Here is a 14260-nt window from a genome sequence, read left to right on the forward strand (position 1 = left end):
GAAAAGATGATATTTGAAATAGCCTGGAAATACTAAAGTAAATGGGAAAAAATGCCGGAATGGCCCGGCATTTTGTAGGGGTCACAAGAAGGATTTAAACGGCAGATCCGGTTCAATCGTGAAGCAGTCATCAAAGCCGCGCGGATAGTGATATTCAAAGTTGTCTTTGTCCAGCGGCCAGGTGAACTTACCGCCCACCTGCCAGATAAACGGCTTAAAGCCATACTTCAGTCGATCTTTTTTCATCTCCCACAGTACGCGGATCTCCTGAGGGTCGGCCTGGAAGTTTGACCAGATGTCATGATGGAAAGGGATCACCACTTTCGTATTCAACGCTTCCGCCATGCGCAGCATGTCGGAGCTGGTCATTTTGTCCGTAATCCCGCGCGGATTCTCACCATAGGAGCCGAGCGCAACGTCGATCTGGTGCTCGTTGCCATGCTTTGCGTAGTAGTTAGAGTAGTGCGAGTCTCCGCTGTGGTACAGCGTACCGCCCGGTGTTTTGAACAGGTAGTTTACCGCACGTGCATCCATACCATCCGGCAGCACACCTGCCGCTTTTTGATCGGCAGGTAGCGTGATTAATGCCGTACGATCAAACGCGTCAAGCGCATGAATTTCAATATCTTTCACTTTCACCACATCGCCTGGTTTTACCACGATGCAGCGCTCTTTTGGCACACCCCAACCGATCCACAGATCCACACAGGTTTGCGGCCCGATAAATGGCACGTCATCGGCGCAGTTTTGCATGACGGCGGCCGCGACATTCACGTCGATGTGATCGTTATGATCGTGTGTCGCCAGCACCGCATCGATCTGTCGAATTGCAAACGGATCAAGAACAAACGGCGTGGTGCGCAGGTTTGGCTGCAGTTTCTTCACCCCAGCCATGCGTTGCATCTGGTGGCCGGTTTTCATTAGCGGGTTACCGTGACTCTGTTTACCCGTTCCGCACCAGAAATCGACGCAGATGTTCGTCCCGCCTTCCGACTTCAGCCAGATGCCGGTACAGCCAAGCCACCACATAGCGAATGTGCCCGGGGCGACCTGCTCCTGTTCGATCTCTTCATTCAGCCAACTTCCCCACTCCGGGAATGTGCTCAGGATCCATGATTCACGCGTGATGCTTTTTACTTTACTCATCGCATTTACCTTCATATTTATTCAGATTAAGTCAATTTATGATTTGTTTTGATTGATATTGACATCATTTTTTCAAGAAGGCAATGCGTTGATTTTTGGTGTTCAGCGGGGAAATGTGAGCAAATCACAGCGTGACAGGATGGTTTACTTGAATGTTGGATTTGTATTTTATTGTTTTAATGGAGTTTATTTTGGAAGTGATGAATTAGAAGTAAAGCCACTCTGCAAGTGTGTGAATTATTTGCGTACTGCATCACATTTAATCAAATTCAATCTTGTTGTGATTACTTTTGAAAACTAGAGTGAGGGCACAACATCCTGGGCATCTGTAATGAATGTTCAGCAACTTCGTCTACTGGAGATCGTTATGGAGATCCTCTACAACATCTTTACCGTCTTTTTTAATCAGGTTATGACCAACGCGCCCTTGCTGTTGGGTATTGTGACCTGTCTTGGTTACATCCTGCTGCGTAAAAGCGTCAGCGTTATTATCAAAGGCACGATCAAAACGATTATCGGTTTTATGTTGCTGCAAGCGGGATCGGGCATTCTGACCAGCACGTTTAAACCGGTGGTGGCGAAGATGTCCGAAGTTTACGGTATCAATGGTGCGATTTCCGATACCTATGCCTCCATGATGGCAACCATCGAACGTATGGGCGATGCCTATAGTTGGGTGGGTTATGCGGTGCTGTTGGCGCTGGCGCTGAATATTTGTTACGTACTGCTACGGCGTATTACCGGCATTCGCACCATCATGCTGACCGGCCACATTATGTTCCAGCAGGCGGGCCTGATTGCCGTCTCTCTCTACATCTTTGGTTACCCGATGTGGACCACCATCATCTGCACCGCGGTGCTGGTGTCGCTCTACTGGGGCATTACTTCCAATATGATGTACAAGCCGACGCAGGAAGTGACCGACGGCTGCGGTTTCTCCATCGGTCACCAGCAACAGTTCGCTTCATGGATTGCCTACAAAGTCGCGCCTTATCTGGGTAAGAAAGAGGAGAGTGTTGAAGATCTGAAGCTGCCGGGCTGGCTGAATATCTTCCATGACAACATCGTTTCTACCGCGATTGTTATGACCCTCTTCTTCGGCGCGATCCTGCTCTCTTTCGGTATTGATGTGGTTCAGGCGATGGCGGGTAAAACCCACTGGACGGTCTATATCCTGCAGACCGGTTTTTCGTTTGCCGTCGCTATTTTCATTATCACTCAGGGCGTACGTATGTTCGTTGCTGAGCTTTCAGAAGCGTTCAACGGTATCTCTCAACGTCTGATCCCGGGTGCAGTGCTGGCTATCGACTGCGCGGCGATTTATAGCTTTGCGCCCAACGCGGTGGTCTGGGGCTTTATGTGGGGCACCATCGGCCAACTGATTGCGGTGGGCATCCTGGTGGGTTGCGGCTCTTCTATTCTGATTATCCCTGGCTTTATTCCGATGTTCTTCTCGAACGCGACTATCGGCGTGTTTGCTAACCACTTTGGCGGCTGGCGCGCGGCGCTCAAGATTTGCCTGGTGATGGGGATGATCGAAATCTTCGGCTGCGTCTGGGCGGTGAAGCTCACCGGGATGAGCGCCTGGATGGGCATGGCGGACTGGTCAATTCTGGCGCCGCCGATGATGCAGGGCTTTGCCTCCATCGGCATCGTGTTTATGGCCGTCATTATTCTGATTGCACTGGCTTATATGTTTTTCGCAGGACGCACCTTGCGCGCTGAGGAAGACGCAGAAAAACAACTGGCAGAACACTCTGCTTAATAAGGAGTTCCGATTATGACCGTACGTATTTTGGCTGTATGTGGCAATGGGCAGGGGAGTTCCATGATCATGAAGATGAAGGTGGATCAGTTTTTAACCCAGTCAAATATTGACCATACGGTAAACAGTTGCGCAGTAGGCGAATACAAAAGTGAACTGAGCGGCGCGGATATCATCATCGCTTCTACCCATATCGCCGGTGAGATTACCGTATCGGGCAATAAATATGTTGTTGGCGTACGCAACATGCTGTCTCCCGCCGATTTTGGACCAAAACTGCTGGAAGTGATCAACGCGCATTTCCCTCAGGACGTGAAGTAAGGAGGCGGCCTATGAAATTACGTGATTCGCTGGCAGACAATAACGCCATCCTTTTACAGGCCGAGGCCAGCTCCTGGCAGGAAGCGGTAAAGCTGAGCGTGGATCTGCTGGTTAAGGCTGATGTGGTTGAACCACGCTACTACCAGGCCATCCTCGACGGAGTCGAACAGTTCGGCCCGTATTTCGTGATTGCGCCCGGCCTGGCAATGCCGCACGGCCGTCCGGAGGAGGGGGTCAAGAAAACCGGTTTTGCGCTGGTGACGCTGAAAACACCCCTGGTGTTTAACCACGAAGATAACGACCCGGTCGACATCCTGATCACCATGGCGGCAGTAGACGCCAACACACATCAGGAAGTCGGCATCATGCAGATCGTGAATCTCTTTGACGACGAAGCCAATTTCGACCGTTTACGTGCCTGCCGTACCGCGCAGGAAGTGCTGGATTTAATTGATAACGCCACTGCGGCGGCTGTTTAAAAGGATACCAAAATGTCATTACCTATGTTGCAGGTTGCGCTGGATAACCAATCAATGTCTTCCGCCTATGAAACGACGCGTCTGATTGCCGAAGAGGTCGATATCATTGAGGTGGGCACGATTCTTTGCGTGGCAGAGGGGGTGCGCGCCGTACGCGATCTGAAGGCGCTTTATCCGCATAAAATTGTGCTGGCGGATGCCAAAATCGCCGACGCGGGTAAAATCCTCTCGCGCATGTGTTTCGAAGCCAACGCTGACTGGGTTACCGTCATCTGCTGTGCGGATATCAACACCACCAAGGGGGCGCTGGAGGTGGCGAAAGAATTTAACGGCGACGTGCAGATTGAACTGACTGGTTACTGGACCTGGGAGCAGGCGCAGGAGTGGCGTGACGCGGGCATTGGGCAAGTGGTATATCACCGCAGCCGTGACGCGCAGGCGGCGGGTGTGGCATGGGGAGAGGCAGATATCAGCGCCATCAAACGCCTTTCTGATATGGGCTTTAAGGTCACCGTCACCGGCGGCCTGGCGCTGGAGGATCTGCCGCTGTTCCAGGGGATCCCTATCCACGTCTTTATTGCCGGACGCAGCATTCGCGATGCCGCCTCTCCGGTAGACGCTGCGCGTCAGTTCAAACGTTCCATCGCCCAACTGTGGGGATAAGGAGCGACTATGTTGTCGAAACAGGTCCCGCTCGGTATCTATGAAAAAGCGCTCCCCGGCGGGGTGTGCTGGCTGGAACGCTTGCAGCTGGCGAAGGAACTGGGCTTTGATTTTGTCGAAATATCAGTTGATGAGACCGACGATCGCCTGGCGCGTCTTGACTGGCGCCGCGAGCAGCGACTGGCGCTGGTGGCCGCTATCGCTGAGACAGGGATACGCGTACCGTCCATGTGCCTGAGCGCTCATCGTCGTTTCCCGCTTGGCAGTGAAGATGATGCGGTGCGCGAACAGGGGCTGGAGATCATGCGCAAAGCCATTCAGTTTGCGCAGGATATCGGTATTCGCGTTATTCAACTGGCGGGTTACGACGTCTATTACCAGCAGGCCAATAACGAAACGCGTCGTCGGTTTCGCGATGGGCTGAAAGAGAGCGTGGAGATGGCGAGCCGCGCGCAGGTGACGCTGGCGATGGAAATCATGGATTATCCGCTGATGAATTCGATCAGCAAGGCACTGGGTTATGCCCACTATCTCAACAATCCGTGGTTCCAGTTGTATCCCGATATTGGCAATTTGTCGGCGTGGGATAACGACGTGCAGATGGAGCTGCAGGCTGGGATGGGTCATATCGTTGCCGTACACGTGAAGGATACCAAACCTGGTGTATTCAAAAATGTGCCGTTTGGTGAAGGGGTTGTTGAGTTCGAACGTTGTTTTGCGACGCTCAAACAGAGTGGGTACTGCGGACCATACCTGATTGAGATGTGGAGTGAAACGTCGGACGACCCGGCACGTGAAGTCGCGAAGGCGCGCGACTGGGTGAAGGCGCGAATGGCCAGCGCAGGTCTGGTGGAGGCAGTGTAATGCAAAAACTTAAACAGCAGGTTTTTGAGGCCAATATGGATTTGCCGCGCTACGGGCTGGTGACGTTCACCTGGGGGAACGTCAGCGCCATTGACCGCGAGCGCGGGCTGGTGGTGATTAAGCCTAGCGGCGTCGACTACCAAACGATGCAGGTAGATGACATGGTGGTTGTGGATCTGGCCGGCAACGTAGTGGAAGGGCGCTATCGTCCTTCTTCTGATACCGTCACCCATCTGGTGCTGTATCGCCGCTATTCTTCTCTCGGCGGCGTGGTGCACACCCACTCAACGCACGCGACGGCATGGGCGCAGGCGGGTCTGGCAATTCCCTCGCTTGGCACGACGCATGCGGATTACTTCTTTGGCGATATTCTCTGCACCAGGGCGTTAACTGAAGCTGAAGTTCAGGGAGAGTATGAGCTAAATACCGGCAAGGTGATTGTCGAAACGCTGGGGGAGGTGGAACCTTTGCATACGCCTGGCGTAGTGGTGTACCAGCATGGCCCGTTTGCCTGGGGCAAGGATGCTCACGATGCGGTACATAACGCCGTGGTGATGGAGGAAGTGGCAAAAATGGCATGGATTGCGCGTGGTATTAATCCGGCTCTTAGCCCCATCGACAGTTATCTGATGAATAAGCATTTCATGCGTAAGCACGGTCCAAACGCCTATTACGGACAGAAGTAACGACAAAGTCCTGGAGCCCAATCATTCAGGGGATGTTATTGATCTGGCTGTGGGACTTTTTTGCAAAAAAAGCCCCCTGTGAAGGGGGCAAATTAAACTGCGGCAATGTTCTCGTTGGTTATTTCTGGTGCTAGCGGTAAATATCTGCACTGGCGTGCATATTTCCGTTACTACCGGGTTCCCTGGTGAGGATCACGTGGTAGTAGGTTGCGCCTTGCGCATCGGTCTCTTCATTCAGGGCCTGAGTGGCTTCACTTTCAGTGGCGAAGTTATGATTTATGTAAATGACGCCTAAGCTCTGCACATCATCCATATTCCTGGCCTGATGATTGTCAATTTTGATGGCTGCCGTTGCATTTGCACTAAGCAAAAGCATAGCCAGAAGGGTCAAAACACGGGCTCGCATATGTACCTCCTCGACTGCGGTCTCTGGTTGCCTCTCTCCTGTGAGTGATTAGCTTCTGATGTAATTTTAACCGTTACCGGCGCAGTCGATAGCGACCATTTCTGATGCAGTTGTTCAAAAAATTACCGCATAGCCATCTTTTCTTTTATTAACAGGCCGCTGGTGTGTACCGCTGCGGTGAAAAATACCTGTCTTTCGCGCATAAGCACTTACCAAATAGTCAATTTAATCGGGTGAGTACGCCGTTTATAGTGAGCCGGATAATTAATATAACTTTATGATAATAAGGCAAAAACTTATGGATACTTCATTCATGGATTTCAGCTACTTTGTGATTATGTTTATGGTCGCGCTGGTGGCAGGCTTTATTAACGTGGTGTCGGGCGGCGGTGGTTTTCTCTCGATTGGCGCACTGTTAATTTCTGGTTTACCCCCGGCGAATGCGCTGGCAACCAATAAAATTCAGGCACTGGGCAGCTCGCTGACCTCCGGGATTTATTTTTTACGCCGGGGGCATATCAACGTGCAGGAGCACAAGTATGTGTTTTTATCTGCCTTTATCGGTTCTGCGATGGGAACGACGCTTATCCAGTTCATTGAACCGGAGCTGCTGAAGAAACTGCTCCCGATCCTGATTATCGCGGTCGCTATCTACTTTATTTTGGCGCCAAATCTCAGCGAACCGAAAAGAAAGCAGCAGGTATCCCTGTTTCTCTTCTCGTTGATCGGCGGGGGATGCATTGGCTTTTATGACGGCTTTCTCGGTGCCGGGGCTGGCTCCTTTTATACCCTCAGCTATATCCTGCTGTGGGGATACAGCATCGATAAGGCGCAAATTCACTCGAATTTTATTAACCTGGCGTCCAACATCGCCTCGATATTGTTCTTCATTTTTGGCGGTAAAATGATCTGGTCACTGGGGCTGGTGATGTTTGCCGGGCAGTCCCTCGGCGCACGTCTTGGCGCGACGGTCGTACTAACGCGCGGCAAGAAAGTTATCCGACCCATGATTGTCATTGTCTCCATTTGCATCAGCGTCAAAATGCTGCTGGATATGTATTAATGGCGACATGATAAATAATCGTACAATTACCTTGAGTTTAGTGGCAGGCGCCAGTATTATGACGCGTCAATTTTTCAGCCGACCTTTAACACGTTCCTTGCCTCCCCGGGCCTCGGCTGACCCAGACAGGAGGCTGAATAATCCGTAAGGAGCAATTCGATGCGTCATTACGAAATCGTTTTTATGGTCCATCCTGACCAGAGCGAACAGGTTCCGGGTATGATCGAACGCTACACTGCTGCCATCACTGGTGCAGAAGGCACGATCCACCGTCTGGAAGACTGGGGCCGCCGTCAGCTGGCTTACCCGATCAACAAACTGCACAAAGCTCACTACGTTCTGCTGAACGTTGAAGCGCCGCAGGAAGTGATCGATGAGCTGGAAACTACCTTCCGCTTCAACGATGCCGTTATCCGCAGCATGGTTATGCGTACTAAACACGCTGTTACCGAAGCATCTCCGATGGTTAAAGCGAAAGACGAGCGTCGTGAACGTCGCGATGATTTCGCTAACGAAACCGCAGATGATGCTGAAGCTGGGGATTCTGAAGAGTAATTTCTGATGACCAACCGTCTGGCGTTGTCCGGCACCGTGTGCAGGGCTCCCCTTCGAAAGGTCAGTCCATCAGGAATTCCTCATTGCCAGTTCGTGCTTGAGCATCGTTCTGTGCAGGAGGAAGCCGGGTTTCACCGGCAGGCGTGGTGCCAAATGCCCGTTATTATTAGCGGACACGAAAACCAGGCCATTACTCACAGTATAACGGTCGGTAGCGCAGTGACCGTTCAGGGGTTCATCTCTTGCCACAAGGCAAAGAACGGCCTGAGCAAAATGGTTCTGCATGCCGAGCAGATTGAATTGATAGATTCTGGAGACTAGCCATATGGCACGTTATTTCCGTCGTCGCAAGTTCTGCCGTTTCACCGCGGAAGGCGTTCAAGAGATCGACTATAAAGATATCGCTACGCTGAAAAACTACATCACCGAAAGCGGTAAGATTGTCCCAAGCCGTATCACCGGTACCCGTGCAAAATACCAGCGTCAGCTGGCTCGCGCTATCAAACGCGCTCGCTACCTGTCCCTGCTGCCGTACACTGATCGTCATCAGTAATCGGTCACGGTCCATTAATACGACTTTGAGAGGATAAGGTAATGCAAGTTATTCTGCTTGATAAAGTAGCAAACCTGGGTAGCCTGGGTGATCAGGTTAACGTTAAAGCGGGCTATGCTCGTAACTTCCTGGTACCACAGGGTAAAGCTGTTCCTGCTACCAAGAAAAACGTTGAATTTTTCGAAGCGCGTCGCGCTGAGCTGGAAGCTAAACTGGCTGACGTTCTGTCTGCTGCTGAAGCTCGTGCTGAGAAAATCAACGCACTGGAAACCGTAACCATCGCGTCTAAAGCTGGCGACGAAGGTAAACTGTTCGGTTCCATCGGTACTCGCGACATCGCTGACGCTGTAACTGCAGCTGGCGTTGAAGTAGCTAAGAGCGAAGTTCGTCTGCCGAACGGCGTTCTGCGTACCACTGGTGAGCACGAAGTGAGCTTCCAGGTTCACAGCGAAGTGTTTGCTAAGCTGACTGTAAACGTAGTTGCAGAATAAGTTTTTATTCTGATTACCGCGTAAAAGCGCCGGCCTCGTGTCGGCGTTTTGCTTTTCTGTTCCCTCCGCTTTTCGCTCTGGCTATTCTTTATCCTTTTCGGGATAATCATAAAAATAAAACATTATTTCAAAGTGGTGATGGAATGGAACCAACGCACCAACCTCTGTTTGCGCGTAAAAATGTTGTCTACCTGAGCGCAGCGTTCTGCTGTCTGCTGTGGGGGAGCGCCTATCCGGCGATCAAAAGCGGATATGAGATCTTCCAGATTGCCACGGATGACATTCCTTCAAAAATTGTCTTTGCCGGCTATCGCTTCCTGTTTGCTGGATTATTGCTGCTATTGCTGGCGGTGGCGCAGCGTAAACCGATTGGCCGGTTAAGCCCGCGTCAGTACGGTCAGCTCACGCTATTGGGACTGACGCAAACCTCGCTGCAATACATCTTCTTCTATATTGGCCTGGCGTTCACGACGGGGGTCAAAGGGTCGATCATGAACGCGACCGGCACCTTCTTCAGCGTGCTTCTGGCCCATTTTATCTATCAGAACGACAAGCTGAGCTACAACAAAGTGCTGGGCTGTATCCTGGGTTTTACCGGCGTAATGGTGGTGAACTTTAGCAGCGGACTGGATTTTAACTTCAGCCTGTTAGGGGACGGTTCAGTGGTGATGGCGGCCTTTATTCTTTCTGCCGCCACGTTATACGGTAAACGCATTTCTCAGACGGTAGACCCGACGGTAATGACAGGATATCAGTTGGGTGTCGGCGGTCTGGCGCTGGTTATCGGCGGCTACGCTTTTGGTGGCACGCTGACCGTACACGGCGCGTCTTCAGTGGCGATTCTGGGCTACCTGACGTTACTCTCTTCGGTCGCTTTTGCGTTGTGGAGTATTCTGCTCAAGCATAACCGCGTGGGGATGATTGCGCCGTTTAACTTCCTGATCCCGGTTTCGGGGGCGGTACTGTCGGCGATATTCCTCGGCGAAAACATTCTCGAATGGAAATATGCGCTGGCGCTGGTGCTGGTCTGTTCCGGGATCTGGTGGGTGAACAAGGTGAAGCGCTGACGCTTCACCTTGATGTCTGATGCGCTGTGTTTATCAGGTCTACAGGTGTGCCGGTTAACGGGCGCGAATAAAACTGCCGTTAGGTTGTCGAGTAAACAGTACCTGCTGACCATTACCGGTATCAATGGTTAATCCCGTTACCACGCCGTTGGCATTCTGCCTGATTTGTACCATCTGGCCGTCTTTCAGGTTGCTCAGCGGTTTTCCGGCACCTTCAACCTGCGCCATTGCGTATACATCGGTTGGCGGGAGGTTATGGTCACGGAATACCTGCGCCAGCGTTTTGCCCGAGTCTACGCGATAGGAGCGCCACTGCTGCTCAATTCCACTATCCTGTTGGAAAGGTTGCGTCTGCGGCTGAGATTGCTGAGCCTGCGGCTGCGCGTCTGGTTCTCCTTCCTGGATTGGCTCTGGGGCAAGCGGAGCGACCTGGCCCGGATCGTTTTGCGGGGCGACCAACTGTGCCTGCAGTTGAGCTTCGGTCGGTGGCTGCGACTGTGACTGTAAATCCAGCTGGGCAGTACGCGTAACCACAGGGGCATCGCTGGTGTCACTGGAGGGCAGCAGGAAGCCTATCACCAGCACGATAGCAGCAATTATAATGCCGCGTCGGTGCATAGGCGGTAGCGGATCCATAATGCGAAAATTGTCCGGTGCATGCCAGATTTTCGCCAGGGTTGGTTTTAATTCAAAGCGCCCGGGCATGGCTTTCCTCCTGCTCCGCGTCTCGTTCCTCGATCATAGAGTATAGATGGCTAATGCTATGATGTTCGTCATATTACCCGCTTTCGTGACGTCAACGCGGGGTATTCCTATTGTTTATGTTTCCTCGCGATTTGTCATCTGTTCCCGAGACAAAGTTTTACCGGATGCGGCATGGCTGATATGCTGCCCGCTACTTTACATCCGATGAAAGGAAATATGATGGCTAACCCGACTTTTGACACTATCGAAGCGCAAGCAAGCTACGGCATTGGTTTGCAGGTAGGACAACAGCTGAGTGAATCCGGACTGGAAGGACTGTTGCCTGAAGCGCTGGTAGCGGGTATCGCTGACGCGCTGGAAGGTAAGCACCCGGCAGTGCCGGTTGATGTTGTGCATCGCGCACTGCGTGAAATCCACGAACGCGCTGATGCAGTTCGTCGCGAGCGTTTCCAGGCTATGGCGGCTGATGGCGTCAAATATCTGGAAGAAAACCGTGAGAAAGAGGGTGTGAACAGCACTGAATCCGGTTTGCAGTTCCGTGTTCTGACTCAGGGCGAAGGTGCTATTCCAGCGCGTACTGACCGCGTTCGCGTGCACTACACCGGTAAACTGATCGACGGTACCGTGTTTGACAGCTCTGTCGCACGCGGCGAACCGGCTGAATTCCCGGTTAACGGCGTGATCCCTGGCTGGATTGAAGCGCTGACCCTGATGCCGGTAGGTTCCAAATGGGAACTGACTATTCCTCAGGAACTGGCTTACGGCGAGCGTGGCGCTGGCGCGTCCATTCCTCCGTTCAGCACGCTGGTGTTCGACGTTGAGCTGCTTGAGATCCTGTAAGCAGTGACTTCTGTTCCCTCCGAGGCCGGGGGGAACAAAAAAATAGCGTGAAAAGCTATAGTTACGTGGTTGTCGATATTTTATTTTGCAAATGCCTCGTTAGCGTGTATTTTTGTGAGCTGATTCGCGCTATCAGAGTGATATGACACTCACTTTAAACATTAAATTAACATTATATCTAAATCTTAGTATTCATCCCGCCAATTCTTACCTAATATCGATGAGTCCTGATAATCAGGAACGTCGTATCATAGACACACTAAAGGCCGTAGAGCCTGAACAACACAGACAGGTACAGGAAGAAAAAACATGGTAGATCAGGTAAAAGTCGACGCCGCTGAAGAGGCTTCGTCTGAACAGTCGCTACGGCGCAATCTCACAAACCGTCATATTCAACTTATTGCTATTGGTGGTGCTATTGGTACCGGCCTGTTTATGGGCTCTGGTAAAACCATCAGCCTCGCCGGACCGTCGATCATCTTTGTGTATATGATTATCGGTTTTATGCTGTTTTTCGTGATGCGTGCAATGGGTGAATTGCTGCTCTCGAATCTGGAGTACAAATCTTTTAGTGATTTCGCCTCTGACCTGCTCGGGCCATGGGCCGGGTATTTTACCGGCTGGACTTACTGGTTCTGCTGGGTTGTTACCGGGATGGCAGACGTTGTCGCCATTACGGCGTATGCGCAATTCTGGTTCCCCGAACTTTCAGACTGGGTCGCCTCGCTGGCGGTGATCGTGCTGCTGCTGAGCCTCAACCTTGCCACTGTAAAAATGTTCGGTGAGATGGAGTTCTGGTTTGCGATGATCAAAATCGTCGCCATCATCGGCCTGATTGTCGTTGGTCTGGTGATGGTGTTGACGCACTTCCAGTCGCCAACCGGCGTTCAGGCATCGTTCACGCATCTGTGGAATGACGGTGGCTGGTTCCCGAAAGGTCTGAGCGGCTTCTTTGCTGGCTTCCAGATAGCCGTGTTCGCGTTTGTGGGTATTGAGCTGGTGGGAACGACCGCAGCGGAAACCAAGGACCCGGAGAAATCTCTGCCGCGCGCCATTAACTCGATTCCGATCCGTATCATCATGTTCTACGTTTTTGCGCTGATCGTGATTATGTCTGTAACACCGTGGAGCTCGGTAGTGCCAACCAAGAGCCCATTCGTTGAACTGTTTGTGCTGGTCGGGCTGCCTGCCGCGGCGAGCCTGATCAACTTTGTGGTGCTGACTTCAGCTGCCTCTTCCGCAAACAGTGGCGTGTTCTCTACCAGCCGTATGCTGTTCGGCCTGGCACAGGAAGGCGTAGCGCCTAAAGCATTTGCCAAACTGTCTAAACGCGCAGTTCCGGCGAAAGGTTTAACCTTCTCCTGTATCTGTCTGCTGGGCGGCGTGGTGATGCTTTACGTGAACCCGAGCGTGATTGGCGCGTTCACCATGATCACCACCGTGTCGGCGATTCTGTTCATGTTCGTCTGGACCATCATTCTTTGCTCGTACCTGGTGTACCGCAAGCAGCGTCCGCACCTGCATGAAAAATCAATCTACAAGATGCCGCTAGGCAAGCTGATGTGCTGGGTATGTATGGCGTTCTTCGTCTTCGTACTGGTACTGCTGACGCTGGAAGATGATACCCGCCAGGCGCTGATCGTGACGCCGCTGTGGTTCATCGCGCTGGGTCTGGGATGGTTGTTTATCGGTAAGAAACGTATGGCAGGTATGCGTTAATTTTAGTGCCCGGTAGCGCGATGCTTACCGGGCCTGAATTCCGTAGGCCGGATTCGCGTTAGCGCTATCCGGCGATATCTTTACTCCCCGGCGAGAGCTCGCGGGAACAACACATTATTTTCCAGACTGATGTGTTCCATCAAGTCGTCGATCATCTCGTTAATGCCGTTATACATGGCTTTCCAGGTGGTGCAGGCTTCTGGCGGCGGCGTCACGTTATGGGTGATGTGTTTGATCACTTCGACCAGTTCACCGGCATCGTCATGTTCGCTTTCCATCACGCTGATTGGTCCCATCGCCTGGCTACCCATGCCCTGTTTGATCATCGGGAACAGGATCTGCTCTTCTTTCATCATGTGGCTGGACAGCTCTTCATGCAGCATGGTCAGGTTTTTCGCCAGACCGCGTGGTACGTTCGGTTTATCTGCGTGAACGCGTTCAACTTTCGTGGCCTGCAGAATCAGTTCCGGCAGCTGTTCGCGGTGTCTGTCGTGATAACGCACGATGATATGATCGATGATTTCAGCCAGTGCCACGGTACGCCAGTCTTTCTCCAGCGGCTGTTCAGCCAACTGCGCGAGCTGTGCCTCAATAACGTCTAAATCCAGCTCTTTACGCGCAGCAGCGCGTGCCAGCGTTTGCTTACCGCCGCAGCAGTAATCCATATCGTATTTACGAAACAGGGCCGAAGCGCGAGGAATAGAGAGCGCCAGTTCACCTAAAGGTTGATCGCGATAAGACATTGCCGTTACCTCATTCTCAATAATATAAGATGTATATTAAATGCAACTTATAGCGAAGGATATAACCCTTTCGGGGTGGGGTGTTTTGTAAGGAATGTCACGAAAATTTCTTGTTTCGTTAAGGTGCTGAATCTTATTAGAAAGGAGAGGGGCGGCGAAAAAAGCCGCGCGACAGGATTAAATAAGCGCACGCC

The 14260-nt window shown here is 51.9% G+C and carries 18 protein-coding genes; 14 read left to right on the forward strand and 4 right to left on the reverse strand.

Features of this window, described 5'->3' with window-relative positions; translation table 11 throughout:
* Positions 1 to 81: 81 nt before the first annotated feature.
* Positions 82 to 1146 carry an L-ascorbate 6-phosphate lactonase gene (gene ulaG / locus B9P82_RS10315; protein WP_016151424.1) on the reverse strand — a complete coding sequence of 355 codons (1065 nt, stop codon included), beginning with the start codon at positions 1144 to 1146 and terminating at the stop codon, positions 82 to 84.
* 367 nt (positions 1147 to 1513) lie between these two features.
* Here ulaG and ulaA point away from each other — a divergent pair, with 367 nt between their 5' ends.
* The 6 genes from ulaA to B9P82_RS10345 are packed head-to-tail and all read left to right on the forward strand — an operon-like array spanning position 1514 to position 5924.
* Entirely contained in the window at positions 1514 to 2911 is a 1398-nt protein-coding gene (gene ulaA / locus B9P82_RS10320; protein ID WP_016155515.1) for a PTS ascorbate transporter subunit IIC, read from the forward strand.
* Between the two features lie 15 nt (positions 2912 to 2926).
* Positions 2927 to 3232: a PTS ascorbate transporter subunit IIB gene (ulaB, locus tag B9P82_RS10325; protein WP_016151426.1), complete on the forward strand. Its 306-nt coding sequence runs from the start codon at positions 2927 to 2929 to the stop codon at positions 3230 to 3232.
* An 11-nt stretch (positions 3233 to 3243) separates the two neighbouring features.
* A complete protein-coding gene (ulaC, locus tag B9P82_RS10330; protein WP_016151427.1) occupies positions 3244 to 3711 on the forward strand; it encodes a PTS ascorbate transporter subunit IIA in 468 nt (155 codons plus the stop codon).
* Positions 3712 to 3723: 12 nt separating this feature from the next.
* Positions 3724 to 4374, forward strand: a complete 651-nt coding sequence (ulaD, locus tag B9P82_RS10335; protein ID WP_047358893.1) for a 3-keto-L-gulonate-6-phosphate decarboxylase UlaD — start codon at positions 3724 to 3726, stop codon at positions 4372 to 4374.
* 9 nt (positions 4375 to 4383) lie between these two features.
* Positions 4384 to 5238: an L-ribulose-5-phosphate 3-epimerase gene (locus B9P82_RS10340; protein WP_101700306.1), complete on the forward strand. Its 855-nt coding sequence runs from the start codon at positions 4384 to 4386 to the stop codon at positions 5236 to 5238.
* The gene (locus B9P82_RS10345) at positions 5238 to 5924 is read left to right on the forward strand and encodes an L-ribulose-5-phosphate 4-epimerase (RefSeq protein ID WP_101700307.1); all 687 of its coding nucleotides are present in this window, start codon (positions 5238 to 5240) and stop codon (positions 5922 to 5924) included. Before B9P82_RS10340 ends, B9P82_RS10345 begins: the two co-directional genes overlap by 1 nt.
* A 130-nt stretch (positions 5925 to 6054) precedes the next feature.
* Here the strand turns inward: B9P82_RS10345 and yjfY are convergent, their stop codons facing one another.
* The gene (gene yjfY / locus B9P82_RS10350; RefSeq protein ID WP_016155520.1) at positions 6055 to 6330 is read right to left on the reverse strand and encodes a DUF1471 family protein YjfY; all 276 of its coding nucleotides are present in this window, start codon (positions 6328 to 6330) and stop codon (positions 6055 to 6057) included.
* 298 nt (positions 6331 to 6628) lie between these two features.
* Here yjfY and B9P82_RS10355 point away from each other — a divergent pair, with 298 nt between their 5' ends.
* The 6 genes from B9P82_RS10355 (at position 6629) to B9P82_RS10380 (ending at position 10059) form a co-directional block, all read left to right on the forward strand.
* On the forward strand, positions 6629 to 7393 hold the full coding sequence (locus B9P82_RS10355; protein ID WP_101700308.1) for a TSUP family transporter: 765 nt from the start codon (positions 6629 to 6631) through the stop codon (positions 7391 to 7393).
* A gap of 159 nt (positions 7394 to 7552) precedes the next feature.
* Entirely contained in the window at positions 7553 to 7948 is a 396-nt protein-coding gene (gene rpsF, locus B9P82_RS10360) for a 30S ribosomal protein S6 (RefSeq protein WP_016151433.1), read from the forward strand.
* Between the two features lie 6 nt (positions 7949 to 7954).
* Entirely contained in the window at positions 7955 to 8269 is a 315-nt protein-coding gene (gene priB, locus B9P82_RS10365) for a primosomal replication protein N (protein WP_003025674.1), read from the forward strand.
* A gap of 4 nt (positions 8270 to 8273) precedes the next feature.
* Positions 8274 to 8501 carry a 30S ribosomal protein S18 gene (rpsR, locus tag B9P82_RS10370; protein ID WP_000135199.1) on the forward strand — a complete coding sequence of 76 codons (228 nt, stop codon included), beginning with the start codon at positions 8274 to 8276 and terminating at the stop codon, positions 8499 to 8501.
* A gap of 41 nt (positions 8502 to 8542) precedes the next feature.
* Positions 8543 to 8992 carry a 50S ribosomal protein L9 gene (gene rplI / locus B9P82_RS10375; protein WP_003025676.1) on the forward strand — a complete coding sequence of 150 codons (450 nt, stop codon included), beginning with the start codon at positions 8543 to 8545 and terminating at the stop codon, positions 8990 to 8992.
* Between the two features lie 143 nt (positions 8993 to 9135).
* Positions 9136 to 10059 carry a DMT family transporter gene (locus B9P82_RS10380; RefSeq protein WP_016151434.1) on the forward strand — a complete coding sequence of 308 codons (924 nt, stop codon included), beginning with the start codon at positions 9136 to 9138 and terminating at the stop codon, positions 10057 to 10059.
* 54 nt (positions 10060 to 10113) lie between these two features.
* Here B9P82_RS10380 and B9P82_RS10385 read toward each other — a convergent pair whose 3' ends face one another.
* Positions 10114 to 10764: a LysM-like peptidoglycan-binding domain-containing protein gene (locus tag B9P82_RS10385; RefSeq protein WP_016151435.1), complete on the reverse strand. Its 651-nt coding sequence runs from the start codon at positions 10762 to 10764 to the stop codon at positions 10114 to 10116.
* Between the two features lie 219 nt (positions 10765 to 10983).
* On the opposite strand from B9P82_RS10385, the gene fklB reads away from it, so the two are divergent.
* Together fklB and cycA are read left to right on the forward strand one after the other, a co-directional pair.
* On the forward strand, positions 10984 to 11604 hold the full coding sequence (gene fklB / locus B9P82_RS10390; RefSeq protein ID WP_003025685.1) for an FKBP-type peptidyl-prolyl cis-trans isomerase: 621 nt from the start codon (positions 10984 to 10986) through the stop codon (positions 11602 to 11604).
* Between the two features lie 309 nt (positions 11605 to 11913).
* Positions 11914 to 13323 (forward strand): D-serine/D-alanine/glycine transporter, encoded by a 1410-nt coding sequence (gene cycA / locus B9P82_RS10395; protein ID WP_016151437.1) that lies wholly within the window; start codon positions 11914 to 11916, stop codon positions 13321 to 13323.
* Between the two features lie 80 nt (positions 13324 to 13403).
* Here cycA and ytfE read toward each other — a convergent pair whose 3' ends face one another.
* Positions 13404 to 14066: an iron-sulfur cluster repair protein YtfE gene (ytfE, locus tag B9P82_RS10400; protein WP_003025690.1), complete on the reverse strand. Its 663-nt coding sequence runs from the start codon at positions 14064 to 14066 to the stop codon at positions 13404 to 13406.
* Positions 14067 to 14260: the final 194 nt, after the last annotated feature.

Origin of the sequence: Citrobacter sp. L55, from assembly GCF_002850715.1 — a bacterium.
In the GTDB taxonomy this organism is placed as follows: Bacteria; Pseudomonadota; Gammaproteobacteria; order Enterobacterales; family Enterobacteriaceae; genus Citrobacter; species Citrobacter braakii.